The following is a 25,779-nucleotide window of genomic DNA, read 5'->3' as shown; positions in this document are numbered from 1 at the left end:
TATGGTGGCGCAAGGTGAAAAAATTACTGTAACAAATGGTGTGTTAAATGTACCAAACAATCCAATTATTCCATTTATTGAAGGGGATGGGACAGGTCCAGACATTTGGGCTGCCGCATCTCGTGTGTTGGAAGCAGCAGTAGAAAAGGCGTATAAAGGGGAAAAGAAAATCGTTTGGAAAGAAGTTCTCGCAGGGGAAAAAGCGTACAAACAAACCGGCGAGTGGCTTCCACAAGAAACCATTGATACTATTCGGGAATACATAATCGCGATTAAAGGACCGTTGACGACTCCAGTCGGCGGAGGAATTCGTTCATTGAACGTAGCGCTTCGTCAAGAGTTGGATTTATTCGTTTGCTTGCGTCCTGTCCGCTATTTTAAAGGTGTTCCTTCTCCGGTAAAACGTCCAGAAGATACAGATATGGTCATTTTCCGTGAAAACACGGAAGATATTTATGCTGGAATTGAGTATGCCAAAGGGACACCAGAAGTGAAAAAAGTGATTGATTTCTTGCAAAATGAAATGGGCGTTCGCAAAATCCGCTTCCCAGAAACTTCTGGTATCGGCATTAAGCCAATTTCCGAACAAGGAACGAAACGGTTAGTGCGCGCCGCAATCAACTATGCGATTGAACACGGACGAAAATCGGTTACGCTTGTTCATAAAGGAAATATTATGAAATTTACGGAAGGCGCGTTTAAAAATTGGGGCTATGAATTAGCAGAAGAAGAATTCAGCGACAAAGTATTTACGTGGGCGCAATATGACCGCATTGTCGAAACAGAAGGAAAAGAAGCAGCGAACAAGGCGCTGGCGGAAGCAGAAGAAGCCGGAAAAATTATTATCAAAGACGTCATTGCCGATATTTTCTTACAACAAATTTTAACGCGTCCGCGCGAATTTGATGTGGTTGCAACGATGAACTTAAACGGCGACTATATTTCTGACGCGTTAGCAGCACAAGTTGGCGGCATTGGTATCGCTCCGGGAGCAAACATTAACTACGAAACAGGGCATGCCATTTTTGAAGCTACTCACGGAACGGCTCCGAAATATGCAGGATTGGATAAAGTGAACCCATCATCGGTCATTTTATCTGGTGTGATGATGTTTGAGCATCTCGGCTGGAACGAAGCGGCAAAACTCATTGTCAAAGCAATGGAAAAAACGATTGCCGCAAAAATCGTTACATACGATTTTGCTCGTCTCATGGAGGGCGCTACGGAAGTAAAATGTTCAGAATTCGCTGACGCACTCATCCGGAATATGGAATAAAACTGGGAGAGGATGGGGAAAAATGACAATGAAACGCAAAAAAATCTCAGTGATCGGTGCGGGATTTACCGGAGCAACCACCGCATTTATTTTGGCGCAAAAAGAACTAGGAGACGTCGTTCTTGTCGATATTCCACAATTAGAAAATCCGACAAAAGGAAAAGCGTTGGACATGTTGGAATCAAGTCCAGTGCTAGGTTTTGATGCAAATATTATCGGCACTTCCGATTATGCGGATACTGCCGATTCCGATATTGTTGTTATTACAGCAGGGATCGCGCGCAAACCAGGCATGAGCCGCGACGATCTTGTTACAACAAACCAAAAAATTATGAAACAAGTAACAAAAGAAGTCGTCAAATATTCGCCGAATTGCTATATTATCGTATTGACGAACCCTGTTGATGCGATGACATATACGGTATTTAAAGAATCTGGATTTCCGAAAAACCGGGTAATCGGTCAATCTGGCGTATTAGACACAGCTCGTTTTCGCACGTTTGTTGCACAAGAGTTGAATATTTCTGTGAAAGACGTTACTGGTTTTGTATTAGGAGGACATGGTGATGACATGGTGCCGCTCGTTCGTTACTCCTATGCTGGCGGCATTCCGCTCGAAAAATTAATTCCGAAAGACCGCCTAGACGCGATTGTGGAACGCACTCGCAAAGGCGGCGGTGAAATCGTGAACTTATTGGGCAATGGAAGTGCTTATTACGCTCCTGCTGCATCGCTTGCAGAAATGGTGGAAGCGATTATTAAAGATCAACGCCGCATTCTTCCAGCAATCGCTTATCTTGAAGGCGAATACGGTTACGAAGGCATTTACTTGGGTGTGCCGACGATTTTAGGCGGAAACGGCATTGAAAAAGTCATCGAACTAGAGCTTACTGAAGAAGAAAAAGCGGCGCTTGCCAAATCCGTCGAATCTGTCAAAAACGTGATGAGAGTATTAGAATAATGGCAAAGGCAAAAATTCGGGAATCCCCCGAATTTTTGCCACATATTTATTGAAAGCGCTTTCTAAACAAAGGGGTGTTTTAAGTGCTGAGAAAACGAAAACTAGGGAGAAATATATCAGAAATCACGGTCGGGGAAAAATTAGTAATTAACGCCAAAATGGAAGATAAAGATTTATTGCTTTATCTTGGATTAACAGATGATGCGAATCCGTTATACATTCAACACGATTACGCTTCACAGACACCGTTTAAAAAGCCGATTGTTCCAGCGGTGATGCTGACAGGTATGATCACATCGGCTATTTCGAAATATTTGCCGGGACCGGGAAGCTATATTACAAAGCAGGAAATTCATTTTCTGAAGCCGGTTTACCATTATGAACAATTGCAATTTTTGTTTGAAGTGACGGAAATAGATGAAGAATGCCATCATATTGCGATTGCTGTCGAAGCGATACGTCAAGAATCAGAAAAAGTGTTAGAAGGTACTTTATCCGTCTGTCCGCCGTATGCACTGCCAACATTGGATAGCTGGGCATTAGAAAATTTTTAAATGAAAAAACCGCCTTATTTGAGGCGGTTTTTTGCATGTTTATGGTATGATAAAAACGAATAATATTATTGATGTGGTGGGGGCGTATATGTGTAAAAAAGTATTAGTCGTTGATGATGAGCAATCGATTGTCACACTTTTAACATACAATTTGGAACAAGCGGGTTTTACGGTTGTGACCGCAAATGACGGCGAGGAAGCAATAGAAAAGGTAGCTTTCGAACAGCCAGCATTTATTATTCTTGATTTGATGCTGCCAAAGCTCGATGGGGTGGAAGTATGTAAACAATTGCGCCAGCAAAAAGTGATGACACCGATTTTAATGTTAACGGCGAAAGATGATGAATTTGATAAAGTGCTTGGGCTTGAACTCGGCGCTGATGATTATATGACAAAGCCGTTTAGTCCGCGTGAAGTAGTAGCGAGAGTAAAAGCGATTTTGCGGCGCACGCAGCTTTCTAATGGAGAAATGGAAACAAAAGAAATAGTCATCGGAGATTTAAAGATTCTTCCTGACAGCTATGAGGCATATTTTCGTGGGGAGCGTCTTGAGCTGACTCCAAAAGAATTTGAACTGCTTGTTTATTTAGCAAAACATAAAGGTCGAGTATTAACGAGGGATCAACTGCTAAGTTCGGTATGGAACTATGATTTTGCTGGGGATACTCGTATTGTCGATGTTCACATCAGCCATTTGCGTGAAAAAATTGAACAAGATACAAAAAAACCTATATATATTAAAACAATAAGAGGGCTTGGATATAAACTAGAGGGGCCAAAACGGAATGACTAGCTTCCGATCGCGTCTATTGTTTGGGCTTGTGACATTAATTGTCACGGTATTGATTTGTCTCGGTATATTGCTTGGGCAGTTGTTTAAAGACTTTTATGTGGAAACCATGAATATACGAATGGAAAAAGAAGCAAAAGCAATTGCCATTTTATTAAAAAATGAATCACTTGATCGAATTCGCCAAGATTTACAAGAGATGAGCGAAGCGTTATCGTCACGTATTACCATATTAGATAACCATGAAAAAACGTTGTTTGATACAGGACATGTTGCTCATATTAGCGATGAAGACCATGAACAGATCATTCGCAATATTTTGCGGAGAAACCAATTAAATCAATTTTCCGTTATTGAAAAAACAGATGATGTCTATTACTATATCGTTCCTTTTACAAAAAACGGGAAAAACACGGGATATGTCATTTTAAGCTCCCCGACCAATTCGTTAAAAAAAGTGACTCAGCAAATTTGGGGGGTATTAATTAGCAGTTTAGGTACAGCACTTATTGTCATTATTTTGTTAGGGCTAAAAATAGCTGATCAATATATGAAACCGATCGAAGCAGCAACAAAAGTGGCATTTGAATTGGCAAAAGGGAATTATAAAGCGAGAGTTCCGCATGTAAAAAATAATGAAACAGGAATGCTCGTCCATTCTATTAACCGGCTTGCCCGCAATTTGCAAGAGATAAGCAAGGCGCGGGAAATGGAAACAGACCGTTTGCATACACTGATTGAAAACGTTGGAATTGGGCTCATTTTGATCGATAGCCGGGGATATATCAATTTAATTAACCGCGCCTTTAAAGAGAGTTTCCATATTCATCCGGTTGATTATTTATACCAGCCGTATACAGAAGCGTTTGCCCATAAAGAAATTGTTCAACTTGTAAATGAAATTTTTATGAAAGAAACAAAAATTCGCAAACAGCTGTTGCTGACGATCGGGATTGATCGAAAGCATTTTGAAGTATACGGTGCCCCAATTATTGGAACGAATGATGAATGGAAAGGGATTGTTCTTGTTTTCCATGATATTACTGAACTGAAAAAACTAGAACAAATGCGCAAAGATTTTGTTGCGAACGTATCCCATGAATTAAAAACACCGATTACGTCGATTAAAGGGTTTGCTGAGACATTGCTTGATGGCGCGATGAAAGATGAACAAACGCTGGAGTATTTTTTGTCGATTATTTGGAAAGAAAGCGAACGATTGCAAACGTTAGTGCAAGATTTGCTCGATTTGTCGAAAATAGAGCAGCAAGGATTTCGACTTCATTTGGAAACGGTGGATCTTGCGGATCTTTTGCGTGAAATTGCCGTCATGTTTCAACAAAAGGCCGAAGAAAAAGGGATTGATTTTTATTTGCATGCGCCAAAATCGGTATATATGGAAGGAGATGCGAACCGCATTAAGCAAATATTTATTAATTTAATTACAAATGCTTTAACGTATACACCGAAAGGCGGAAAAGTGGAATTAATGATAGAGGAAAAAGAAAAAGAAATTCTTGTTCACGTAAAAGATACAGGGATCGGCATTGATGAACAGGAGATCCCACGCATTTTTGAGCGGTTTTACCGTGTGGATAAGGCAAGAGGCCGCAACTCCGGCGGGACTGGTTTGGGGCTGGCCATTGTAAAACATTTAGTGGAAGCACATCACGGTCATATTACGGTAAAAAGCACGGTCGGAAAAGGAACGACATTTACGGTGCATTTTCCGAAACAAATGCAGTTCGATTAGTGGAAAGATGAGGACGAAAAAATGTTCTCGTCTTTTTTATTTACAAAGCAAATCATGTTACAATAAGAACAAGAGTGTTGGAGGAGGGAATGTTTTGAAGAAGAAACTCGTACTCATTGATGGAAATAGCATTGCGTACCGCGCTTTTTTTGCGCTGCCGCTTTTACATAACGATAAAGGGATTCATACGAATGCGGTGTATGGATTTACGATGATGTTAATGAAAATCTTAGAAGAAGAAAAGCCGACACATATGCTCGTTGCCTTTGATGCGGGAAAAACGACATTTCGCCACAAGACGTTTGAAGAATATAAAGGAGGACGGCAGCAAACGCCTCCGGAATTATCCGAACAGTTTCCACTATTACGGGAGCTGCTTGATGCGTACCGAATTCGTTTCTATGAGTTGGAAAATTATGAAGCGGACGATATTATTGGTACGTTATGCACAAAAGCGGAAAAGGAAGGATTTGAAGTAAAAGTTATTTCCGGAGACCGCGATTTAACACAGCTTGCGACTGATTATGTAACAGTAGATATTACAAAAAAAGGTATCACCGATGTGGAATCCTATACTCCAGAAACAGTGCAAGAGAAATACGGATTAACACCGGAGCAAATTATTGATTTAAAAGGATTGATGGGAGATAAATCGGACAATATTCCAGGGGTGCCGGGAATCGGCGAAAAAACGGCATTAAAGCTGTTAAAAGAGTTTGGCACGATTGAAAACCTGCTGGATTCCATCGAGCAAGTAAGCGGAAATAAATTGAAAGAGAATTTGGCAAAATACCGTGACCTTGCTCTTATGAGCAAACAGCTGGCAACCATTTTACGTGATGCTCCAGTCGATCTTTCGTTAGATGATATAGAATATAACGGATATGATGTTGACAAAGTGATTGCTCTATTTAAAGAACTTGGTTTTAACTCGCTTCTTGAAAAAATGGCGGCTCCGCAAGGCGAAGAAGAGACGGAGGTTGCGCTATCGGACATCGATTATACGATCGTCGATGAGGTAACGGAATCCATTTTGTCCGATAAGGCGGCACTCGTTGTCGAAGTGTTGGAATCAAACTATCATAAGGCGCCGATTTTGGGCTTTGCGATCGCCAATGAGCATGGAAACTTCTTTATTCGTACAGATACCGCATTGTCGTCTTCTTTATTTACAACATGGCTGGAAGATGAATCAAAGAAAAAAAGCGTTTTTGATGGCAAGCGGGCAATCGTTTCTTTAAAATGGCAAGGAATACAGTTGCGCGGTATTCAATTTGATTTATTAATCGCTTCGTATTTGTTAAATCCATCCCAATCTACAGAAGATGTCGCTTCTATTGCAAAAACGAAGCAATATATGGACGTTCAGTCCGATGAAGCAGTATATGGAAAAGGCGCGAAACAAAAAATTCCGGATGAGCCAGTTTTAGCGGAACATCTCGTGCGTAAAGCAGCGGCGATACGCGCATTAGAGCAAGATTTTATTTGCGATTTACAGGAAAATGAGCAATATTCTTTATTCACTGATTTGGAATTGCCCCTATCTTCCATTCTTGCGGAGATGGAGTTTACCGGTGTGAAAATTGATGTCAAGCGGTTAAAAGAGATGGGCGAAGAATTGACGGAACAGCTAAAAGAAATAGAACAAGAAATTTACGAATTAGCTGGTCAAGAGTTCAACATCAATTCACCAAAACAGTTAGGTGTCATTTTGTTTGAAAAGCTGCAACTGCCTGTATTGAAAAAAACGAAAACAGGCTATTCCACATCGGCGGAAGTGCTCGAAAAACTTGCGCCACAACATGAAATTGTCGAGAAAATTTTGCATTACCGCCAATTAGGAAAACTGCAATCAACGTATATCGAAGGGTTATTAAAAGTGGTGCATCATGACACGAACAAAGTTCATACGATTTTTAACCAAGCGCTCACCCAGACAGGACGGTTGAGCTCTACGGAACCAAATTTGCAAAACATCCCGATTCGTTTAGAAGAAGGGCGAAAAATCCGACAAGCGTTCGTTCCATCAGAACCGGATTGGGTGATTTTTTCCGCGGATTATTCGCAAATTGAATTGCGTGTGCTTGCCCATATTGCAAATGATGAAAATTTAATTGATGCGTTTCGTCACGATTTAGATATTCATACGAAAACAGCAATGGATATTTTTCATGTGAACGCAGATGAAGTGACGCCAAACATGCGCCGGCAAGCGAAAGCGGTAAACTTTGGCATTGTTTACGGCATCAGCGACTATGGGCTGTCGCAAAACTTAAATATTACTAGGAAGGAAGCAAGTGAATTTATTAAACGATATTTTGAGATTTTTCCAGGGGTAAAGCAATATATGAAAGATATCGTCCAAGAGGCAAAACAAAAAGGTTATGTTACTACGCTTTTGCATCGTCGCCGCTATTTGCCGGACATTACAAGCCGAAACTTCAACTTGCGCAGCTTTGCGGAACGAACAGCGATGAATACACCGATTCAAGGGAGCGCTGCCGATATTATTAAAAAAGCGATGATCGATTTATCGAATCGGTTGAAAAAAGAAAACATGAAAGCACGAATGTTGCTGCAGGTGCATGACGAACTCATTTTGGAAGCGCCTAAAGAAGAAGTAGAACGATTGCAACAAATTGTTCCGGAAGTAATGGAAAATGCGGTGCAATTACGGGTACCGCTTAAAGTGGATTATCATTTTGGACCAACATGGTATGACGCAAAGTAAAGGAAGGGATTACGTATGCCAGAACTGCCGGAAGTCGAAATCATTCGTCGCACTCTTATTCCATTAACCGCCGGTAAAACCATTGCCGATATCCAAGTATTTTGGCCAAAAATCATTAAGTATCCGGCAGATGTTACCGAATTTATTGAAACAATGAAAGGACAAACAATTCGTGATATTCATAGACGGGGGAAATTTTTAAAATTTATTCTTGATGAACATGTGCTTATTTCTCATTTGCGTATGGAAGGACGTTATGCGGTTTGTAAAAAGGAAGATCCTATCGAACCGCATACGCATATTATTTTTCGATTTATAGACGGCACAGAACTTCGCTATCGCGACGTAAGAAAATTTGGAACGATGCATCTTTATCGAAAAGGAGAAGAAGATGCGCGGCTGCCTTTGTCACAGTTAGGTCCTGAACCGTTTTCGGAAACATTTACTGCCAATTTTCTTGCACAGCGGTTGCGAAAAACGAACCGTACGATCAAAACGGCACTTCTTGACCAAACGGTTGTCGTTGGGCTCGGCAATATTTATGTAGATGAGTCACTATTCCGTGCTGGAATCCATCCTGAACGTATCTCATCGTCATTAACTGACGAGGAAGTTGCTCGCTTACATCGCGAAATGGTGACAATATTACAAGAAGCGATTGAAAAAGGAGGAAGCACGGTAAGGTCATACGTTAACACAAATGGAGAAGCAGGAACGTTTCAACTGCAGTTATTTGTGTACGGACGAAAAGGAGAGCCGTGCCAACGCTGCGGGCAGCCGATTCAAAAAACGGTTGTTGCCGGCCGGGGGACTCATTATTGTGCATTTTGTCAGCATTAATATAAATGCGACTTGATATGGCTGACGTAGGCAAGTCAATGACTTGCCTACGTCCCGCAAAGCGCACACAAATTTATTATTCTGCACTTTTAGGGAGAGGAAAATATGACACTTACGATCGGATTAACAGGCGGCATCGCGAGCGGAAAAAGCACAGTAACGGAGATGATTCGCGGTCTTGGCATACCCGTTATTGATGCCGATCAAGTTGCTCGCGATGTCGTCAAAGTGGGAGAGGAAGCGTACGAACAAATTATTAAGACGTTTGGACAGGACATTTTGCAGGAAAATGGGGAAATTGACCGAGCGAAATTAGGAGCGATCGTTTTTTATAATGAGCAGGAACGAAAAAAGCTGAACGCCATCGTGCATCCGGCTGTCCGCCGGCGTATGCTTGCCGAAAAAGAAGCGTACGTTCAAAAAGGGGCAAAAACGATCGTTTTAGATATTCCGCTTTTATTTGAAAGCGAACTTACTCACTTGATTGATAAAATCATTGTTGTATATGTTGATAATGATATCCAGCTTGAGCGCTTGATGAAGCGGAACGGTTTTTCCGAAGAGGAGGCGCTTGCGAGAATTCGATCGCAAATGCCGCTTCATGAAAAGGTGAAAAAAGCGGATGCGGTCATCAACAATAACGGAACAATTGAAGAAACCAAACAACAACTTTTGCAAATTTTAAAAGAATGGAACGCCCTATAAAAAAAGGGCGTTTTTTTTTATTATTTTGATGATTTTTTTCTCCACATATCATAAAAATATGATATACTTTTTATGTACAAATCGGTTAATTAGTATAACATATATATGAGAGGAGAACATAAATGAAAGCGAAAGTGGCGATTAATGGGTTCGGACGAATCGGGAGAATGGTATTCCGCAAGGCGATTTATTCCCCGGATCTGGATATCGTAGCGATTAATGCGAGTTACCCATCCGAAACGTTAGCGCATTTAATAAAATATGATTCGAATCATGGGAAATTTGATGGTGAAGTGGTCCCACTAGAAGATGGGCTTCTTGTCAACGGTAAAAAAGTTAAGCTGCTCAGTTCGCGCGATCCGAAAGAGTTGCCGTGGAAAGAGTTGGATATTGACATTGTGATCGAAGCAACAGGAAAATTTAATTCCCGGGAAAAAGCAAGCCTTCACCTAGAGGCAGGAGCCAAACGAGTGATTTTAACAGCACCTGGGAAAAATGAGGATGTAACGATTGTCGTTGGCGTAAACGAACATGTGCTTGACATTGACCAACACTTTATTATTTCCAACGCCTCTTGTACAACAAACTGCCTTGCTCCTGTTGTGAAAGTTCTTGATGAGGCGTTTGGAATTGAAAACGGTTTAATGACGACCGTTCATGCATATACGAACGACCAAAAAAATATTGATAATCCGCATAAAGATTTGCGCCGTGCGCGCTCTTGCGGGCAATCGATCATTCCAACAACGACCGGTGCGGCAAAAGCGTTAGGATTAGTACTGCCTCACTTAAAAGGAAAATTGCACGGAATGGCGCTCCGCGTTCCGACGCCAAACGTATCGTTAGTCGATTTAGTCGTGGATGTGAAAAAAGAGGTAACAGTAGAAGAAGTAAACGAGACGTTTATTCGCGCAGCAAACGGTCCGCTAAAAGGAATTCTTGATTTTACAATGGAACCGCTTGTTTCCATTGACTTCAACACGAATCCACACTCAGCGATTATTGATGGATTGTCCACGATGGTGATGGAAGGGCGCAAAATCAAGGTGTTAGCCTGGTACGATAATGAGTGGGGTTATTCTTGCCGCGTCGTCGATTTAGCGAATATGATAGCAAATAAAATGAAGGAAAAGTTAAGCGTAAACGTATAATAAAAAAGCTGGCCATTGCGGCCAGCTTTTAGCTTTGGTGCGCCCCGAATCAGTCTACAGGAAGGAAAGCACGGAATTCGTTTAACAGTGTCCGCTGTTTTTTCAACACGGTCAATCATATGCCGGTTTACACGGCGATTCATATTTCCCTGCTGGAAAATCATGCGTGATCATAATGCCCTTTGATATCATTATAAAATGCGTTCCGTTCGGAAACAGTAACATGTAGATGGCAAAAAAATACTCTCTTAATAACGTAAAAATACAAAAAAGGATATTGAAAAAAATATGTAAACAAAGTATACTATGTCTCGTGAACTTCTTAAAGGCAACGGTAATGTGACTACTTAAAGGGTTAGGACCTCTTAGGACTAACTTTCCCCCGTGGTAGTTATACATGCCATATTGCAAAAGAGTTTCATGCTTTATTTTTTAAGAAAATTTGTTTGAAGGGGGATTAATGGAATGGACACAATGGGTCGTCACGTTATCTCAGAATTATGGGGATGCGATTTTGATAAGCTGAACGACATCGAATTTATTGAGAAAACGTTTGTTGATGCTGCGTTGAAATCTGGAGCAGAAATTCGCGAAGTCGCATTCCACAAGTTTGCGCCACAAGGTGTTAGTGGAGTTGTTATTATTTCTGAATCGCACTTGACTATTCATACGTTTCCAGAACATGGATATGCAAGTATCGATGTTTACACATGTGGACACTTAGATCCGACAATTGCGGCGGATTATATCGCCGATAAACTTGGAGCACAAACGCGTGAAACGATTGAACTTCCGCGTGGCATGCGTCCAATTGAAGTGAAAAAAGCACAAGCATTATAATTAACGAGCGAAATTAAAAGAGGTGCGAAAGACGCGCCTCTTTTTTACTTGTCTAATATACATCTTAGTCAAAAATGATGATATGATAATAGTAATTACGGAGCGTTATAAACAGAAAAATAAGGGGAAAGTAATGATGAGTGTTTGGAAAAAGCTAAAATATGCGTTAACCAATCATTGTGAAACGAGAGAAAATCATGAGGACGAACAGTTGCGGAGCCGTTACTATAAGGCGACAAATAATACTGTAATCCAGACGGTAAAAGAATTGTTCACTTCTTCACCTGATTATGAATTATTATCTGTTTCTGAAGAAAGAGGAGAGTTCAGCGCGACAACTCGCCGTGGAAAAAAAGTATTCATTGTGGTTACTGTCATTTCCGTTCGCCCGCTAGAGACAGCGGTCGATTTTTCGGTCACAACGGAAACAACCTTTTTGCCATTTGATTTTGGGCGGAGTCGGCAGGTCATCATTGATTTATATCGAAAATTGGACCAACGCCTTCCATACATTGGATCGGGAATGAACGCATAGCGAAACAACTTGCCCGCTGTTATTTGTTCCGTTATCATAAAGATAAGAATAAAAACGGAGTTGGTTATATGAGATGCCCATCATGCCAGCATCACGGCACAAGAGTCCTTGATTCGCGTCCGGTGGATGAAGGACGTTCGATTCGGCGCAGACGGGAATGCGAACAATGCCACTATCGCTTTACAACATTTGAAAAAGTGGAAGAAATGCCGCTGATTGTCGTGAAAAAACAAGGAATGCGCGAAGAATTTAGCCGTGATAAAATTTTGCGCGGTTTAATTAAAGCGTGTGAAAAGCGTCCTGTTGCTTTAGAAGAACTCGAAAAAATTACGCAGGACATTGAAAGGGAGCTTCGCAATCAAGGAGTAGCGGAAGTGAAAAGCGAAACGATCGGCGAAATGGTGATGGAACGTTTATCGAAAGTGGACGAGGTTGCTTACGTCCGTTTTGCTTCCGTGTATCGCCAATTTAAAGATTTAAATGTATTTATTGAAGAACTAAAAGAGCTAATTAAAAAAGAACAACGTTAAAAAGGGCTTTTTGCGCAATAGATAATAAGCCCTTTTTTTCATCGTTAAAACTTAATACGGAAGGTCGAGAATAATGGAACATCATTGGAAAGAATTAATTCCTGTTGACCGTTATACGGTACGGAGCAATGGAGTGTTGCATGATTTTGACCGAAAAGTGCTCACTCTCCTTTATCAACCGCTAATAGGCCATCGGGCATTAAGTCTTTATATGACGTTATGGTGCGAGCAGGAGCTTCTTTCGGAAAAAGAAACGACCCATCATAGTTTAATGGTGCTTATGCAATGCAGTTTGCGAGAAATCTATGAAGAACGTTTAAAATTAGAAGGAATTGGGCTATTAAAGACGTATGTCAATAATGAAGAACCGAAATTGTTTATTTATGAGCTGCAGCCGCCGCTTACACCAGAGCAATTTTTCATGGATGGAATGCTTAACGTTTTCCTCTATAACCGTATCGGCAAACATAAGTTTCAAGAGCTGAAACAGTTCTTTTCCACCCCATCCATTGACCAAACGAAATTTTCTCCTATTACTCGCGCGTTTCATGATGTATTTGCGTCTGTGCATGTGGAACAAATGGTTGCTAATATGAATGAAGAAACGCAAGAAGATTTGCGGCTTGTTGATGGGTATGAGTATATCAGCAGAAAAGAGAATACGTACGAACTTAGCGATGATGTATTTGATTTCGAACTATTTTTTGCCGGTTTATCTAAACATATGGTGCCAAAGCGGGCGATTACGGCAAAGGTAAAAGAAGCGATAAAAAAATTAGCCTTTTTATACGGTGTTGGACCGCTTGACATGCAAAAAATTGTCATGAGTGTGATTGATCCGTCTAACCATATTGATATCGATGCATTGCGGAAAGCCGTTCATGAGTGGTATGAATTTGAACGCGGAGATTCTCCTCCTAACTTAAGTTCGCGGGTGCAGCCGCTTCCGTATCGTACGATGACGAATGTCGAACCAAAAACGAAAGAGGAACTGTTGATAAAGCAGCTTGAAACCATTTCCCCCCGCCAATTGTTAATAGAAATATCTGGCGGAGCCGAACCATCGATGAGCGATTTGCAGCTGATTGAGGACATTATGTTTCAACAGAAATTGCTTCCGGGTGTTGTGAACGTATTAATTTATTATGTGATGTTGCGTACAAATATGAAACTATCCAAAGCATATGTTGAAAAAATTGCCAGTCATTGGGCGCGGAAAAAAGTACGCACCGTCAAAGAGGCAATGGAGCTGGCAAAGCAAGAAGCAAAAACATATCAAAGCTGGGCAAATGAAAAAAGCAAAAGAACAAACAGAAAAGCAGTGCGAAAAGAATTGTTGCCAGAATGGCTTAATATGGATTATAGTCAAAACGATGATCAAGACAAAGAGGAAAATATCAATATCGAAGAAAAGCGCCGGGAATTAGAGGAACGATTAAAAAAATACCGCAATGAATAATAGGATGTGGAAATGATGGAACGAATGGATCAACTGTTAAATCGACTGCTTCATAAAAAAGATTTTCAACAGCGCTATGAACAAATGAAACGACAAATTTTGTCACACCCAGAAGTACAAGCATTTTTACGTGAACACGAGTGGGAAATTACAAAAGAGATGATAGACCGCAGTTTAATGAAGCTGTATGAGTTTATGGAGCAAAGCAAAAACTGCGCACAATGCCCTAGTTTAGATCAATGCAAAAACTTTTTAAAAGGATATCATCCTCATCTTGTTATAAAAGGAACTGTCATTGATGTCGAGTATGACCGCTGTCCGGCAAAAATAAAATATGATGAACGAAAACGGCAGGAATCACTGATTCAAAGTTTGTTTGTTCCGCGTGAAATTTTGCAAGCTTCGCTGTCTGACATTGATCTTACCGATGAGGGACGAATGAAGGCGATTGAACTTGCCGATCGTTTTGTTTCGGAGTATGAGCCGGGAAAAAAGATGAAAGGACTTTATTTATATGGATCATTCGGCGTCGGAAAAACGTATATTCTTGGCGCGATCGCCAACGCGCTTGCGCAAAAAAACGTTTCGTCCCTTATCGTGTATGTGCCGGAATTTTTCCGTGAGTTAAAAAGCTCGCTGCAAGACCAAACGATTAATGAAAAACTCGATTATGTCAAAAAGGTGCCGATTTTAATGCTTGATGATATCGGCGCGGAATCAATGTCAAGCTGGGTGCGCGATGACTTATTAGGTCCTATTTTGCAATATCGGATGTTTGAAAACTTGCCGACATTTTTTACGTCGAACTTTGATTTACAGCAATTAGCGCATCATTTGACCTATTCGCAGCGCGGGGAAGAAGAGCAGATGAAAGCTGCGCGCATTATGGAGCGGATCCGTTATTTGGCACATCCAGTAGAAATAAAAGGAAGAAATCGCCGGCTTGAATAGGATATTTCCTTAGTGGAAATATCCTTTTTTATTCTAAACGACCGTTTGTCCCCATATATATAGAACAAGCATTTAACTCGTAAAAGGGGGGACAACGTTTGATTGAAATTTATTTTGAACAAGCCAATGATGCTGAAAAGTTGTTTTGTTTGCTGAAAGAAAGGCAGAAAAAAACAATGAATCTGCTCTTTCAAGCAACATACAATGGAGATTCCCTCGTCACGATTTACATATATGACAACACCGATCAGGTTATTTTATCAGATTTAATACCAGCAATGACAAAATTTATTCTTCGTTTTATCGAAGATCGGCTATTATTATCGATTATTTCTGGCACGTTTTATTTTCAAGATAAAGAAGAACAACATCAAATTTTACAGCTTGCCCATTCCTTTCTCGATGGGGAGCGATATGATTATCGAAAGGGAAAGCAATCTTCCATTTCACGGGAAACATTGATTGCGAACGCGCTACAGCACTTTTTAAAAGATGGTCTTTCCTTTTCCTTTTCATCCTTTATTACGTTTCGCCTGAAGCCATATATGGAACGGCTCCAACACTACGTCGAACTTGCTATTGATGAATATAAACTAGAGCAGGAATATCAAAATTTTGTGCAAATGTTGCGTGACTGTGTGTCATCCAAAAAGCCGAAATTATCCGTCATTCATTTAGTCCACAAGCCGCCATCTTTTCTTTTTTTTGATGAAAAGTTATGCGAAATAACAGCGAGTGAATTAAAACAAATGATCGACCGTAATTTGATCATCAGCCAGCCGATGTACATTGATTCTTCCATATTAGCACCGCTTGTGTCCATTGCACCGAACATCATTTATTTGTATACAGACGATATCGATGATGGGATGATTCAAACGATTCAAAATGTATTTCAAGAGCGGATCTTCCTCTGCAGCCAAAGCGATTTTGCAAAATATCGAGCCATCGGCGCAAAACAAGATAGATGAACTTGATTTTTTCCTATACTCATTCTATAATAACGTACATAAAAGAAATCCGGAAAAGTGATGATGAGGACACGGGTGTATTTTTACGGTTCCCAGAGAGGGAAGGCATCGGCTGCAACCTTCCTAACACGAAAAATACACTTACCACCTCGGAGCTGCGGCAGTGAACGACGTAAGTCTAGTAATTGTCGACGGTACGACCGTTATTCTATTCGAGCCATCGCCATAGGCGAAGTATGTCTTTTTTGCCGGCGGTGGGAAGAAGGGTGGAACCACGAAACAAACTCGTCCCTTTGTTGAGGGAGGAGTTTTTTTATTTTCAACACGAAAGAAGGAGGAGGAAAAGTGTATGTCGGAAATGATTCGCATTACATTCCCTGATGGAGCGGTAAAGGAGTTTCCAAAAGGAACAACGACAGAACAAATCGCTGCATCGATTAGCCCGGGATTAAAGAAAAAAGCGATTGCCGGCAAACTAAACGATCGTTTTATTGATTTGCGCACACCGATTCAGGAAGATGGATCGATTTCGATCATTACGCAAGATATGCCAGAAGCGCTGGACATTTTGCGCCATAGTACTGCCCATTTAATGGCCCAAGCGATTAAGCGTCTGTATAAAAATGTAAAACTTGGCGTCGGTCCGGTCATTGAAAATGGTTTCTATTACGATATCGATATGGAAGAATCGTTAACGCCGGAAGACTTGCCGAAAATTGAACAAGAAATGCGGAAAATTGTGAAAGAAAACTTGGAAATTGTCCGGAAAGAAGTGAGCCGCGAAGAAGCGATTCGCCTTTACGAAGAAATTGGCGATGATTTAAAACTGGAATTAATTAACGATATTCCAGAAGGAGAAACGATCTCCATTTACGAACAAGGCGAATTTTTTGACCTTTGCCGCGGTGTCCACGTTCCATCGACAGGAAAAATTAAAGAGTTTAAGTTGTTGAACATCTCAGGAGCGTACTGGCGCGGAGACAGCAATAATAAAATGCTGCAGCGCATTTACGGAACGGCGTTCTTCAAAAAAGAAGATTTAGATGAATATCTTCGCCAGTTGCAAGAAGCAAAAGAACGCGATCATCGCAAATTAGGAAAAGAGCTTGAATTGTTTATGACTTCGCAAAAAGTCGGACAAGGGCTGCCGCTTTGGCTGCCAAAAGGGGCAACGATTCGCCGCATTATCGAGCGGTATATTGTGGACAAAGAAATTGAATTAGGTTATCAACATGTTTATACACCAGTGCTTGGCAGTGTCGAATTATATAAAACTTCCGGCCACTGGGATCATTACAAAGACAACATGTTCCCGCCGATGGAAATGGACAACGAACAGCTTGTGCTGCGCCCAATGAACTGTCCGCATCATATGATGATTTATAAAAACAAGATTCATAGCTATCGGGAGCTTCCAATTCGCATCGCCGAACTTGGAACGATGCATCGCTATGAAATGTCTGGAGCGCTTTCCGGCTTGCAGCGCGTCCGGGGCATGACATTAAACGATGCTCACATTTTTGTGCGTCCAGACCAAATTAAAGATGAGTTCAAACGCGTCGTTAACTTAATTTTAGAAGTATACAAAGACTTTGGCTTGGATGAATATTCGTTCCGGCTTTCTTACCGCGATCCACATGATAAAGAAAAATATTACGATGATGATGAAATGTGGGAAAAAGCGCAAAACATGCTGCGTGAAGCAATGGATGAATTGGGATTAGAGTATTATGAAGCCGAAGGGGAAGCGGCGTTTTATGGTCCGAAATTGGACGTGCAAGTGCGCACAGCGCTTGGAAAAGACGAAACATTGTCAACGGTGCAGCTTGATTTCTTATTGCCGGAACGCTTTGATTTAACATACATCGGCGAAGACGGCAAACCGCATCGCCCGGTTGTCATCCATCGCGGGGTTGTTTCCACGATGGAACGTTTCGTTGCGTTTCTGATTGAAGAATATAAAGGCGCGTTCCCAACTTGGCTTGCCCCAGTGCAAGTCGAAGTGATCCCTGTGTCGCCAGCAGCGCATCTCGACTACGCGTATAAAGTGAAAGAAGCGTTGCAATCGCAAGGATTCCGCGTCGAAGTCGACGAACGCGATGAAAAAATTGGCTACAAAATTCGTGAAGCGCAAATTCAAAAAATCCCTTACATGCTTGTCGTCGGTGACAAAGAAATGGCAGAAAACGCCGTCAACGTCCGTAAATACGGCGAACAAAAAAGCGAAACGATGTCTCTCGACGATTTTATTGCCGCTCTGAAAGCGGAAGTGCGTCGAAACTAGGCAATACGAAAACCGTGAAGTTCTTTCTTCACGGTTTTCGCATTTTCACTTGCCAAACTGCCAATGATTCGCTATAATGAAAGACGTTGTTTGTCAATCAAGAAAAGCGCCTTGACATGCCACTTCCAAGGTGATATATTGTATAGAGTGAATAGAATACTTGTTTGTGACAAAAGCAGAAGCACCCCGCTTCTCACCTGGTTGACGCCGGCATGGCTGTTGACAGGTCGTTACGGTTCGCGATATTGTTTTCGAACGTAAGTAGTGTGGGTGTCGTATGCATCCACACTTTTTTGTTAGCAGGAAAAGGCTGATGATCGGCTGTTTTTCCGGAACCGCTCAAGTTGGGTGTGCGATGCGACAAACAAGTAATTCGGAAAAAACCTTGGAGGTGGCTGGTTATTAGCAAAGATTTTATTATTAACGAAAATATTCGTGCACGCGAAGTCCGTTTAATTGACCCAAAAGGTGAACAATTAGGAATTAAATCTCGACAAGAGGCGCTTGAAATTGCTGCAAGATTAAATCTTGATTTAGTTCTTGTAGCACCAAATGCGAAACCGCCGGTATGCCGCATCATGGATTACGGCAAATTCCGCTTTGAACAGCAAAAGAAAGAAAAAGAAGCGCGTAAAAAACAAAAAGTCATCAACGTCAAAGAGATTCGCTTAAGTCCAACGATTGAGGAGCACGACTTCAATACAAAGCTCCGCAACGCGCGCAAGTTCCTTGAAAAAGGCGACAAAGTAAAAGCGACGATTCGCTTTAAAGGACGGGCGATTACGCATAAAGAAATCGGTCAACGCGTATTAGAGCGATTCTCCGAAGCATGTTCGGATATCGGCGTTGTCGAAACTGCGCCAAAAATGGACGGACGCAGCATGTTTTTAGTACTGGCACCGAAAAATGACAAATAATCGAGTGAGGAGGAACACCCTATGCCAAAAATGAAAACTCATCGTGGCGCTGCAAAGCGTTTTAAAAAGACTGGTACTGGTAAATTAAAACGCGGTCATGCTTATACAAGCCACTTATTTGCAAGCAAAACGCAAAAACAAAAACGTAAACTTCGCAAAGCAACGCTTGTATCTCCTGGCGACTTTAAACGCATTCGTCAATTGCTTGACAACTTGAAATAATGGAGACATATAGGAGGGAATATATATGCCACGTGTTAAAGGTGGAACGGTAACGCGCAGACGTCGCAAAAAAGTGCTGAAATTAGCAAAAGGTTATTTCGGAGCGAAACATGCTTTATATAGAGTCGCAAACCAACAAGTAATGAAATCGTTAATGTACGCGTATCGCGACCGTCGTCAACGGAAACGCGATTTCCGCAAACTTTGGATTACGCGCATCAACGCAGCAGCACGCATGCACGGTCTTTCGTACAGCCGTTTTATGCACGGTTTGAAATTAGCGGGTGTAGAAGTAAACCGCAAAATGTTAGCAGACTTGGCGGTAAACGACCAAGCTGCGTTTGCACAACTTGCAGAACTTGCAAAAAGCAAACTTCAATAATGAATGAAGCAATGGCCATTCTCGCTTATGGGGATGGCCATTTTTTATAGAAAGGAAAAATCAACATGGTACAATATATTGTGTTCATCAATCTCATCGGTTTTTTCACGATGGCAGCTGACAAATATAAAGCGAAGCATCGAAAATGGCGCATTGCCGAAAGTACGATCTGGTTCATTTCTATCATTGGCGGCGCGATCGGCACAACCGTTGGCATGCATTTGTTCCGCCACAAAACGAAACATCGTTCCTTTCGTTACGGATTGCCGCTTATTGCTGCCATCGAAGCAATGACATGTATTATTTTTTACTTATAGGAGGAGAAAAATATGGATTTATCGTCACTTTACTCGCTGCAGCGGCAGTTGGATGAGCGCATTGAAGCGCAACACGGATTACAGGAGGAAGATTTGTTTGATAAAAAAATACTTGCTTTACTTGTCGAAATTGGCGAACTTGCGAATGAAACACGCTGTTTCAAATTTTGGAGTGTGAAGCCGCCGTCTCCGCGAGAAAAGGTGCTCGAAGAATACGTCGATGGCCTTCATTTTATTTTATCGCTCGGCTTGGAGTGTGATTTTCTATATTCCGAGATTCCGCCGCAATTGGCTACTTTGCCACTTGTCGAGCAATTTCTCGTTGTTTTTCGAGCGGCGGATGAGTTTAGAAAAACGAAATCACGGCAAAGCTATAACCGACTGTTTACCGAGTATTTGCTGCTTGGCGGCCAGCTAGGCTTTTCTATGGAAGAAATCGAACAAGCCTATAAACAAAAAAATCAAGTTAATCATGAGCGGCAAAATCAGAATTATTAACCAATTTTGTACATTCCTGTTGTTTCGTGTATAATAATGAGGATGAAAAAAGAAAGGGGTTTCATAATGGCAAAGCTAGATGAAACATTAACGATGCTCAAAGAATTGACGGACGCGAAAGCCGTTCCAGGAAACGAACGGGAAGCGCGCGAAGTGATGAAAAAGTACATAGCTCCTTATGCCGATGAAGTAACGACAGACGGTCTTGGCAGCTTGATTGCGAAAAAGAAAGGCGATAGCGACAGCCCGAAAATTATGGTCGCTGGGCATTTAGACGAAGTTGGTTTCATGGTGACGCAAATCGATGAGAAAGGATTTATCCGCTTTCAAACGTTGGGCGGCTGGTGGGGACAAGTGATGCTGGCTCAACGCGTGACGATTTTAACGAAAAAAGGCGAAATTACAGGTGTGATTGGCTCGAAGCCGCCGCATATTTTGCCTCCGGAAGCGCGAAAAAAACCGGTTGAAATCAAAGATATGTTCATCGACATCGGAGCGACAAGCCGTGAAGAAGCAATGGAATGGGGCGTTCGCCCGGGTGATTCGATCGTTCCGTATTTTGAATTTACCGTGTTGAATAATGAAAAAATGCTGCTTGCGAAAGCATGGGACAACCGCATCGGCTGTGCGGTTGCGATCGACGTGTTAAAACAACTGAAAGATACGGGTCATCCAAACATCGTGTACGGTGTTGGAACGGTGCAAGAAGAAGTCGGTTTGCGCGGAGCGAGAACAGCGGCGCATTCCATTCAGCCGGATATCGCTTTTGCTGTGGACGTCGGCATTGCCGGCGATACGCCAGGGGTTTCAGAAAAAGAAGCGATGGGCAAGCTTGGTGCAGGACCGCACATCGTCTTATACGATGCAACAATGGTATCGCATCGCGGTTTGCGCGAATTTGTCATCGATGTTGCCGAAGAACTCGACATTCCGTATCATTTTGATGCAATGCCAGGAGGCGGCACCGACGCCGGCGCAATCCATTTGACGGCAAGCGGAGTTCCATCGCTGACGATTACGATTCCAACGCGCTACATCCATTCTCATGCTGCGATTTTGCACCGCGATGACTATGAAAATACCGTGAAGCTGCTTGTCGAAGTCATCAAGCGTTTAGACGCGGAAAAAGTTAAACAAATTACATTCGAATGATCAGCGAAGAGAAGCCGGCAAATCAATGTCGGCTTTTCTTTTTAGCGAAGGGATTACAGAAGTCAACTACCCAACGGCTAAAGCCGTGGGCTTGCAACTAGCCTAATTGGCTGCCGCGTTCGGCTGGTTGACAGCAGCCCTGCGGATGTTTTCCGCAGCCACGTTGTCGGCAGGGGCAGCGTACCCACAAGCTCGACAACAAAACTGATCCCTTGACGGTCTGTCAAAGCCGCTGGATTTTCGTTTTGGAAAAGGTTCTGGAGCGAAAAGCAATCTCGCTAATATAGTTGCATGCTTGGTTAAACCGTTTCATTGTTTCCAGCAGCGCATGAAACTGTTCAAGAGTTGGCATTAATTTAATCTTGAGAGTGCAGAGCATTCTTGATTCACCTACCTTTCTAAATCCAGTGTACTTATATTGAACGAAAAATTCAATATATACTGAAAATATAAACCCCGCCTTCCTCCCACAGCTAAAGCAGTGGGCTTCCGGCAGATGTTCTCGTGAAAGATAGAGATGCGGGAATGAAAAAACATATATTAGCATAACAAACTTAGGGGGGAAGAGAAATTGGTTTCTGTGAATGTATGGAATGCGGATACATATGATGAAAAGTTATCGTTTGTGTCTGAGTTAGGGATGGCGTATGGATTGCGGATTATAAACGGATTCGAATGATAGCGGTGAAGGAGGAAAGGGAAGCGAAAAAACTTCCCTTTTATGCATGTTGTTTGACTGCTTGTTCCAGTGTTGTAAGCATTTCCTCTTTTTGTTGCTCGCTCGAATGTTTCCAAATCTCTTCAAAGAGGACGCCGAGCCCCGGCAAATATTTTTCCTCTCCACGCTGAATCGCATCAACAATCGTATCTTCCAATTGCTCCTTCGTGTTATTGGCGATATTTTGTATAACTGCATGGCGCAAGTTTAAATCCATTCCATTCACCCCTCTATATATAGTACAAGCTTATTTTTAACGGGAATTTTTCTGAATATGTATGAGAAATGCAAAAATGAAAACAAATTGTTTGTTGATTTGATTTGTTTTGTTTGGTGTTTGATCGCTGTAATTTTTGCTATAATGAAAAATACGATTTTACATGGAGGAGAGAGAAACATGGAAAAAGCAACATTTGCCGGAGGCTGTTTTTGGTGCATGGTCACTCCATTTGAAGAACTCGATGGAATATACGGCATTGTTTCCGGCTATACGGGCGGACATGTCGAAAACCCGACATATGAACAAGTGAAAACGGGAACGACAGGGCATTACGAAGCGGTGCAGATTACATTTGATCCAAACGTTTTTCCATACGAACGATTGCTTGAACTGTATTGGTGCCAAATTGATCCGACCGATGACGGCGGACAGTTTCATGACCGCGGCCCGCAATATCGGACAGCGATCTTTTACCATAATGAAGAGCAGCGGCAAAAAGCGGAAGCATCAAAACGGGCGCTTGAGGAAAGCGGGAAGTTTTCCAAGCCGATCGTCACGAAGATTTTGCCGGCAACAAAGTTTTATCCGGCCGAGGAATATCACCAAAACTACCATAAGAAAAACCCAAAGCATTATAAAGAAGACCGCGCCGCATCAGGACGCGATGAGTTTATTGCCAAGCATTGGGGCGTAAAGGGGAAGTGAACGTTGAAACGAATCCAGTCCACCAAAAATCCGCAAGTGAAAGAATGGAAAAAACTGCTCACGAAAAAAGGCCGGGAAAAAATGGGGTTATTTCTAATTGAAGGTTTTCATTTAGTCGAAGAAGCGCTAAAGAGCCATGCGCCTCTTGTTGAACTGATTGTTGACGAAAAAAAGGAGATTCCGCCAAGCTGGAATGCGGGCCACCTTCCTGTAACGATCGTGACGGAAGAAGTGATGAAAGCGATCAGTGATACGGAAACGCCGCAAGGAATCGCGGCCGTATGCGAACAGTTTTCCTATGGCGATATAGACTGGACGCAGGCGAATGTGCTTCTGATTGACGCCGTACAAGACCCGGGCAACATCGGCACAATGATCCGCACCGCCGATGCGGCTGGAATCGATGCCGTTATTCTTGGCGAAGGATGCGCTGACTTGTATAATCCGAAAGTCATCCGCGCTACCCAAGGTTCGCTTTTTCATCTGCCGATTATTCGCGGAAATCTCCGTGAATGGATCGAGCGTCTGTGCGAAAAAAATGTCGCGATTTACGGAACAGCGCTGGAAAATGGGGAAGATTATCGTCATATCAAACCGGCGCGTCCGTTTGCCTTGCTTGTCGGCAATGAAGGAAGCGGGGTTCATAAGAAATTGCTGCAAATGACGACGAAAAATTTATACATTCCGATTTATGGACAGGCCGAGTCGTTAAATGTTGCCGTCGCTGCCGGGATTTTGCTTTATCATTTACAAGACGCAAAAGCATAGGCTGTTTTCATATAGATTGTGTGTGTTGCGCGATGTTCGCTGTTTGCTTATAATATAATACAGCATTATTTATCGGAACATACGGGATATAAAGATAATATAAAAATAGGGAAATATAGAAAACAACGATGAAAGAGAAGAGTAGCTTGCCACTCGCCATCCAGGGAGAAAACGCCGTAGACTGGGAGCGTTTTTATGGTAGAAGCAAGTGAATTCACCTCTGGAGTTGACACCGGGACCATTCCGCGCTTGCGGAATGTAAAGGTGTTCCGGCCTATGCCGTTATCACAATGAAGCGAACAGCGCCTTTTTGCGCTGTTAACAAGGGTGGTACCGCGAGTGCACTCGTCCCTTATGGCAAGGGGCGAGTTTTTTTATAGAACATACTAGTGTGGATTTCACGTAAAGATATTCGAAAAGTGTTGCTTCATGAGCATCAAGCATGGGCAGTAGAAGAAGCATTTCGTTTATTTGATTGAAGAAAAGGAGGAATTTTCCATGAAAGAACGGTTGCAGCAGCTTCAACAGGAAGCGCTTGAAAAAATTGAACAAGCCAGTGACTTGAAAGCACTCAATGAGGTGCGTGTCGCTTATCTTGGCAAGAAAGGCCCGATTACCGAAGTGCTCCGCGGCATGGGGGCATTATCGCCAGAAGAGCGTCCGGTAATAGGCGCGCTTGCCAACGAAGTGCGCCAGGCGATTCAAAGCGCGTTAGAAGCAAAGCAAGCAAAGCTCGAACAAGAGGAAGTCGAGAAAAAATTAGCAGCGGAAGCGATTGATGTCACGCTTCCAGGCCGTCCGGTCAGAAGAGGAAATCATCATCCGCTCACGCGCGTCATTGAAGAAATCGAAGACTTATTCATCGGCATGGGCTATACGATTGCCGAAGGACCAGAAGTCGAGAAAGACTACTACAATTTTGAAGCGTTGAACTTGCCAAAAGGCCACCCGGCGCGCGATATGCAAGATTCATTTTACATCACGGAAGAAATTTTGCTTCGTACCCATACGTCACCGGTGCAGGCGCGCACGATGGAAAAACATCAAGGGCGCGGTCCGGTGAAAATCATTTGCCCGGGAAAAGTGTACCGCCGCGACAACGATGATGCGACTCACTCGCATCAATTTACGCAAATCGAAGGGCTTGTTGTCGATGAAAACATTCGCATGAGCGACCTGAAAGGAACGCTGCGCGAGTTTGCCCGCAAAATGTTTGGCAAAGACCGCGAAATCCGCTTCCGTCCAAGCTTTTTCCCATTCACCGAGCCGTCAGTCGAAGTCGATGTATCTTGTTTCCATTGCGGCGGACATGGCTGCAGCGTATGTAAAGGGACAGGATGGATTGAAATTTTAGGCGCCGGCATGGTCCATCCAAACGTATTAGAAATGGCCGGATTTGATTCGAAAAAATATACTGGTTTCGCGTTCGGCATGGGACCAGAGCGCATCGCGATGCTCAAATACGGCATTGATGACATCCGCCATTTCTATCAAAATGACATTCGTTTCTTACAACAATTCCATCGTGTGTAAAAGGGAGGTTTGACCG

Annotated in this window: 26 protein-coding genes, 1 pseudogene and 2 other annotated features; of the genes and pseudogenes, 25 read left to right on the top strand and 2 right to left on the bottom strand. The window is 42.4% G+C overall.

What is annotated here, in order from left to right; all coding sequences use genetic code 11:
* The first annotated feature begins 1 nt into the window (after position 1).
* The 22 genes from icd (at position 2) to B9L23_RS15920 (ending at position 21,819) form a co-directional block, all read left to right on the top strand.
* Positions 2-1,276 carry an NADP-dependent isocitrate dehydrogenase gene (gene icd / locus B9L23_RS16025; protein WP_171699276.1) on the top strand — a complete coding sequence of 425 codons (1,275 nt, stop codon included), beginning with the start codon at positions 2-4 and terminating at the stop codon, positions 1,274-1,276.
* Between the two features lie 22 nt (positions 1,277-1,298).
* A complete protein-coding gene (gene mdh, locus B9L23_RS16020) occupies positions 1,299-2,237 on the top strand; it encodes a malate dehydrogenase (protein ID WP_015864778.1) in 939 nt (312 codons plus the stop codon).
* Between the two features lie 83 nt (positions 2,238-2,320).
* On the top strand, positions 2,321-2,791 hold the full coding sequence (locus tag B9L23_RS16015) for a MaoC/PaaZ C-terminal domain-containing protein (RefSeq protein ID WP_089098011.1): 471 nt from the start codon (positions 2,321-2,323) through the stop codon (positions 2,789-2,791).
* Positions 2,792-2,879: 88 nt separating this feature from the next.
* Positions 2,880-3,584, top strand: a complete 705-nt coding sequence (locus tag B9L23_RS16010; protein ID WP_062753178.1) for a response regulator transcription factor — start codon at positions 2,880-2,882, stop codon at positions 3,582-3,584.
* Positions 3,577-5,334, top strand: coding sequence for a two-component system histidine kinase PnpS (pnpS, locus tag B9L23_RS16005; protein ID WP_089098010.1), 1,758 nt, complete (start codon positions 3,577-3,579; stop codon positions 5,332-5,334). The genes B9L23_RS16010 and pnpS overlap by 8 nt, the downstream gene beginning before the upstream one ends.
* A 94-nt stretch (positions 5,335-5,428) precedes the next feature.
* A complete protein-coding gene (polA, locus tag B9L23_RS16000; RefSeq protein ID WP_081188837.1) occupies positions 5,429-8,065 on the top strand; it encodes a DNA polymerase I in 2,637 nt (878 codons plus the stop codon).
* Between the two features lie 15 nt (positions 8,066-8,080).
* Positions 8,081-8,905, top strand: a complete 825-nt coding sequence (gene mutM, locus B9L23_RS15995; protein WP_089098009.1) for a DNA-formamidopyrimidine glycosylase — start codon at positions 8,081-8,083, stop codon at positions 8,903-8,905.
* 105 nt (positions 8,906-9,010) lie between these two features.
* Complete coding sequence (coaE, locus tag B9L23_RS15990) at positions 9,011-9,610, top strand: dephospho-CoA kinase (RefSeq protein ID WP_062753170.1); 600 nt, start codon at positions 9,011-9,013, stop codon at positions 9,608-9,610.
* 122 nt (positions 9,611-9,732) lie between these two features.
* Positions 9,733-10,761: a glyceraldehyde-3-phosphate dehydrogenase gene (locus B9L23_RS15985; RefSeq protein ID WP_015864771.1), complete on the top strand. Its 1,029-nt coding sequence runs from the start codon at positions 9,733-9,735 to the stop codon at positions 10,759-10,761.
* Positions 10,762-11,226: 465 nt separating this feature from the next.
* Positions 11,227-11,601 (top strand): adenosylmethionine decarboxylase, encoded by a 375-nt coding sequence (gene speD / locus B9L23_RS15980; RefSeq protein WP_003248680.1) that lies wholly within the window; start codon positions 11,227-11,229, stop codon positions 11,599-11,601.
* A gap of 136 nt (positions 11,602-11,737) precedes the next feature.
* The gene (locus B9L23_RS15975) at positions 11,738-12,136 is read left to right on the top strand and encodes a hypothetical protein (RefSeq protein ID WP_062679221.1); all 399 of its coding nucleotides are present in this window, start codon (positions 11,738-11,740) and stop codon (positions 12,134-12,136) included.
* Positions 12,137-12,204: 68 nt separating this feature from the next.
* The gene (gene nrdR, locus B9L23_RS15970; RefSeq protein ID WP_015864769.1) at positions 12,205-12,666 is read left to right on the top strand and encodes a transcriptional regulator NrdR; all 462 of its coding nucleotides are present in this window, start codon (positions 12,205-12,207) and stop codon (positions 12,664-12,666) included.
* 73 nt (positions 12,667-12,739) lie between these two features.
* Positions 12,740-14,125: a replication initiation and membrane attachment family protein gene (locus B9L23_RS15965; protein WP_062679220.1), complete on the top strand. Its 1,386-nt coding sequence runs from the start codon at positions 12,740-12,742 to the stop codon at positions 14,123-14,125.
* A 15-nt stretch (positions 14,126-14,140) separates the two neighbouring features.
* Positions 14,141-15,076 carry a primosomal protein DnaI gene (dnaI, locus tag B9L23_RS15960; RefSeq protein WP_169712579.1) on the top strand — a complete coding sequence of 312 codons (936 nt, stop codon included), beginning with the start codon at positions 14,141-14,143 and terminating at the stop codon, positions 15,074-15,076.
* Between the two features lie 98 nt (positions 15,077-15,174).
* Entirely contained in the window at positions 15,175-16,047 is an 873-nt protein-coding gene (gene ytxC / locus B9L23_RS15955; protein WP_081188835.1) for a putative sporulation protein YtxC, read from the top strand.
* A 349-nt stretch (positions 16,048-16,396) separates the two neighbouring features.
* Positions 16,397-18,331: a threonine--tRNA ligase gene (thrS, locus tag B9L23_RS15950; protein ID WP_062679219.1), complete on the top strand. Its 1,935-nt coding sequence runs from the start codon at positions 16,397-16,399 to the stop codon at positions 18,329-18,331.
* Between the two features lie 167 nt (positions 18,332-18,498).
* Positions 18,499-18,632 (top strand) — a sequence feature (ribosomal protein L20 leader region).
* Positions 18,633-18,675: 43 nt separating this feature from the next.
* Complete coding sequence (gene infC / locus B9L23_RS15945) at positions 18,676-19,248, top strand: translation initiation factor IF-3 (protein WP_073967889.1); 573 nt, start codon at positions 18,676-18,678, stop codon at positions 19,246-19,248.
* A gap of 21 nt (positions 19,249-19,269) precedes the next feature.
* Positions 19,270-19,470: a 50S ribosomal protein L35 gene (rpmI, locus tag B9L23_RS15940; RefSeq protein WP_003248690.1), complete on the top strand. Its 201-nt coding sequence runs from the start codon at positions 19,270-19,272 to the stop codon at positions 19,468-19,470.
* Positions 19,471-19,495: 25 nt separating this feature from the next.
* Positions 19,496-19,852, top strand: coding sequence for a 50S ribosomal protein L20 (rplT, locus tag B9L23_RS15935; protein WP_062679218.1), 357 nt, complete (start codon positions 19,496-19,498; stop codon positions 19,850-19,852).
* A gap of 65 nt (positions 19,853-19,917) precedes the next feature.
* Positions 19,918-20,169, top strand: coding sequence for a DUF1294 domain-containing protein (locus tag B9L23_RS15930; RefSeq protein WP_062753164.1), 252 nt, complete (start codon positions 19,918-19,920; stop codon positions 20,167-20,169).
* A gap of 12 nt (positions 20,170-20,181) precedes the next feature.
* Entirely contained in the window at positions 20,182-20,667 is a 486-nt protein-coding gene (locus tag B9L23_RS15925; RefSeq protein ID WP_089098007.1) for a dUTP diphosphatase, read from the top strand.
* Between the two features lie 66 nt (positions 20,668-20,733).
* Positions 20,734-21,819, top strand: coding sequence for a M42 family metallopeptidase (locus B9L23_RS15920; protein WP_089098006.1), 1,086 nt, complete (start codon positions 20,734-20,736; stop codon positions 21,817-21,819).
* Positions 21,820-22,045: 226 nt separating this feature from the next.
* On the opposite strand, the pseudogene B9L23_RS20165 reads toward B9L23_RS15920, so the two are convergent.
* Together B9L23_RS20165 and sspI are read right to left on the bottom strand one after the other, a co-directional pair.
* Positions 22,046-22,198 (bottom strand): annotated as a pseudogene (locus B9L23_RS20165) (RNA-guided endonuclease TnpB family protein); the annotation flags it as partial.
* A 340-nt stretch (positions 22,199-22,538) separates the two neighbouring features.
* On the bottom strand, positions 22,539-22,754 hold the full coding sequence (sspI, locus tag B9L23_RS15915; protein WP_015864757.1) for a small acid-soluble spore protein SspI: 216 nt from the start codon (positions 22,752-22,754) through the stop codon (positions 22,539-22,541).
* 180 nt (positions 22,755-22,934) lie between these two features.
* Between sspI and msrA the strand changes: the two genes are divergently transcribed.
* From msrA to pheS, 3 genes are all read left to right on the top strand, one after another.
* Entirely contained in the window at positions 22,935-23,462 is a 528-nt protein-coding gene (msrA, locus tag B9L23_RS15910; protein ID WP_015864756.1) for a peptide-methionine (S)-S-oxide reductase MsrA, read from the top strand.
* Positions 23,463-23,465: 3 nt separating this feature from the next.
* Positions 23,466-24,230, top strand: a complete 765-nt coding sequence (locus B9L23_RS15905) for a TrmH family RNA methyltransferase (RefSeq protein ID WP_089098005.1) — start codon at positions 23,466-23,468, stop codon at positions 24,228-24,230.
* Between the two features lie 119 nt (positions 24,231-24,349).
* Positions 24,350-24,586 (top strand) — a binding site (T-box leader).
* Between the two features lie 142 nt (positions 24,587-24,728).
* Positions 24,729-25,763 (top strand): phenylalanine--tRNA ligase subunit alpha, encoded by a 1,035-nt coding sequence (gene pheS / locus B9L23_RS15895; RefSeq protein ID WP_089098004.1) that lies wholly within the window; start codon positions 24,729-24,731, stop codon positions 25,761-25,763.
* The last annotated feature ends 16 nt before the right edge of the window (positions 25,764-25,779 follow it).

It is taken from the genome of Parageobacillus galactosidasius (assembly GCF_002217735.1).
GTDB lineage: Bacteria > Bacillota > Bacilli > Bacillales > Anoxybacillaceae > Parageobacillus_B > Parageobacillus_B toebii.
This window is presented reverse-complemented; position numbering and strand designations above follow the sequence as displayed.

Coding starts and splice junctions, on each gene's coding strand:
- icd (WP_171699276.1), top strand. CDS start 2: ATGGTGGCGCAAGGTGAAAAAATTACTGTAACAAATGGTGTGTTAAAT.
- mdh (WP_015864778.1), top strand. CDS start 1,299: ATGACAATGAAACGCAAAAAAATCTCAGTGATCGGTGCGGGATTTACC.
- B9L23_RS16010 (WP_062753178.1), top strand. CDS start 2,880: ATGTGTAAAAAAGTATTAGTCGTTGATGATGAGCAATCGATTGTCACA.
- pnpS (WP_089098010.1), top strand. CDS start 3,577: ATGACTAGCTTCCGATCGCGTCTATTGTTTGGGCTTGTGACATTAATT.
- mutM (WP_089098009.1), top strand. CDS start 8,081: ATGCCAGAACTGCCGGAAGTCGAAATCATTCGTCGCACTCTTATTCCA.
- coaE (WP_062753170.1), top strand. CDS start 9,011: ATGACACTTACGATCGGATTAACAGGCGGCATCGCGAGCGGAAAAAGC.
- B9L23_RS15985 (WP_015864771.1), top strand. CDS start 9,733: ATGAAAGCGAAAGTGGCGATTAATGGGTTCGGACGAATCGGGAGAATG.
- speD (WP_003248680.1), top strand. CDS start 11,227: ATGGACACAATGGGTCGTCACGTTATCTCAGAATTATGGGGATGCGAT.
- B9L23_RS15975 (WP_062679221.1), top strand. CDS start 11,738: ATGAGTGTTTGGAAAAAGCTAAAATATGCGTTAACCAATCATTGTGAA.
- nrdR (WP_015864769.1), top strand. CDS start 12,205: ATGAGATGCCCATCATGCCAGCATCACGGCACAAGAGTCCTTGATTCG.
- B9L23_RS15965 (WP_062679220.1), top strand. CDS start 12,740: ATGGAACATCATTGGAAAGAATTAATTCCTGTTGACCGTTATACGGTA.
- dnaI (WP_169712579.1), top strand. CDS start 14,141: ATGGAACGAATGGATCAACTGTTAAATCGACTGCTTCATAAAAAAGAT.
- thrS (WP_062679219.1), top strand. CDS start 16,397: ATGTCGGAAATGATTCGCATTACATTCCCTGATGGAGCGGTAAAGGAG.
- rpmI (WP_003248690.1), top strand. CDS start 19,270: ATGCCAAAAATGAAAACTCATCGTGGCGCTGCAAAGCGTTTTAAAAAG.
- rplT (WP_062679218.1), top strand. CDS start 19,496: ATGCCACGTGTTAAAGGTGGAACGGTAACGCGCAGACGTCGCAAAAAA.
- B9L23_RS15930 (WP_062753164.1), top strand. CDS start 19,918: ATGGTACAATATATTGTGTTCATCAATCTCATCGGTTTTTTCACGATG.
- B9L23_RS15925 (WP_089098007.1), top strand. CDS start 20,182: ATGGATTTATCGTCACTTTACTCGCTGCAGCGGCAGTTGGATGAGCGC.
- B9L23_RS15920 (WP_089098006.1), top strand. CDS start 20,734: ATGGCAAAGCTAGATGAAACATTAACGATGCTCAAAGAATTGACGGAC.
- sspI (WP_015864757.1), bottom strand. CDS start 22,754: ATGGATTTAAACTTGCGCCATGCAGTTATACAAAATATCGCCAATAAC.
- msrA (WP_015864756.1), top strand. CDS start 22,935: ATGGAAAAAGCAACATTTGCCGGAGGCTGTTTTTGGTGCATGGTCACT.
- pheS (WP_089098004.1), top strand. CDS start 24,729: ATGAAAGAACGGTTGCAGCAGCTTCAACAGGAAGCGCTTGAAAAAATT.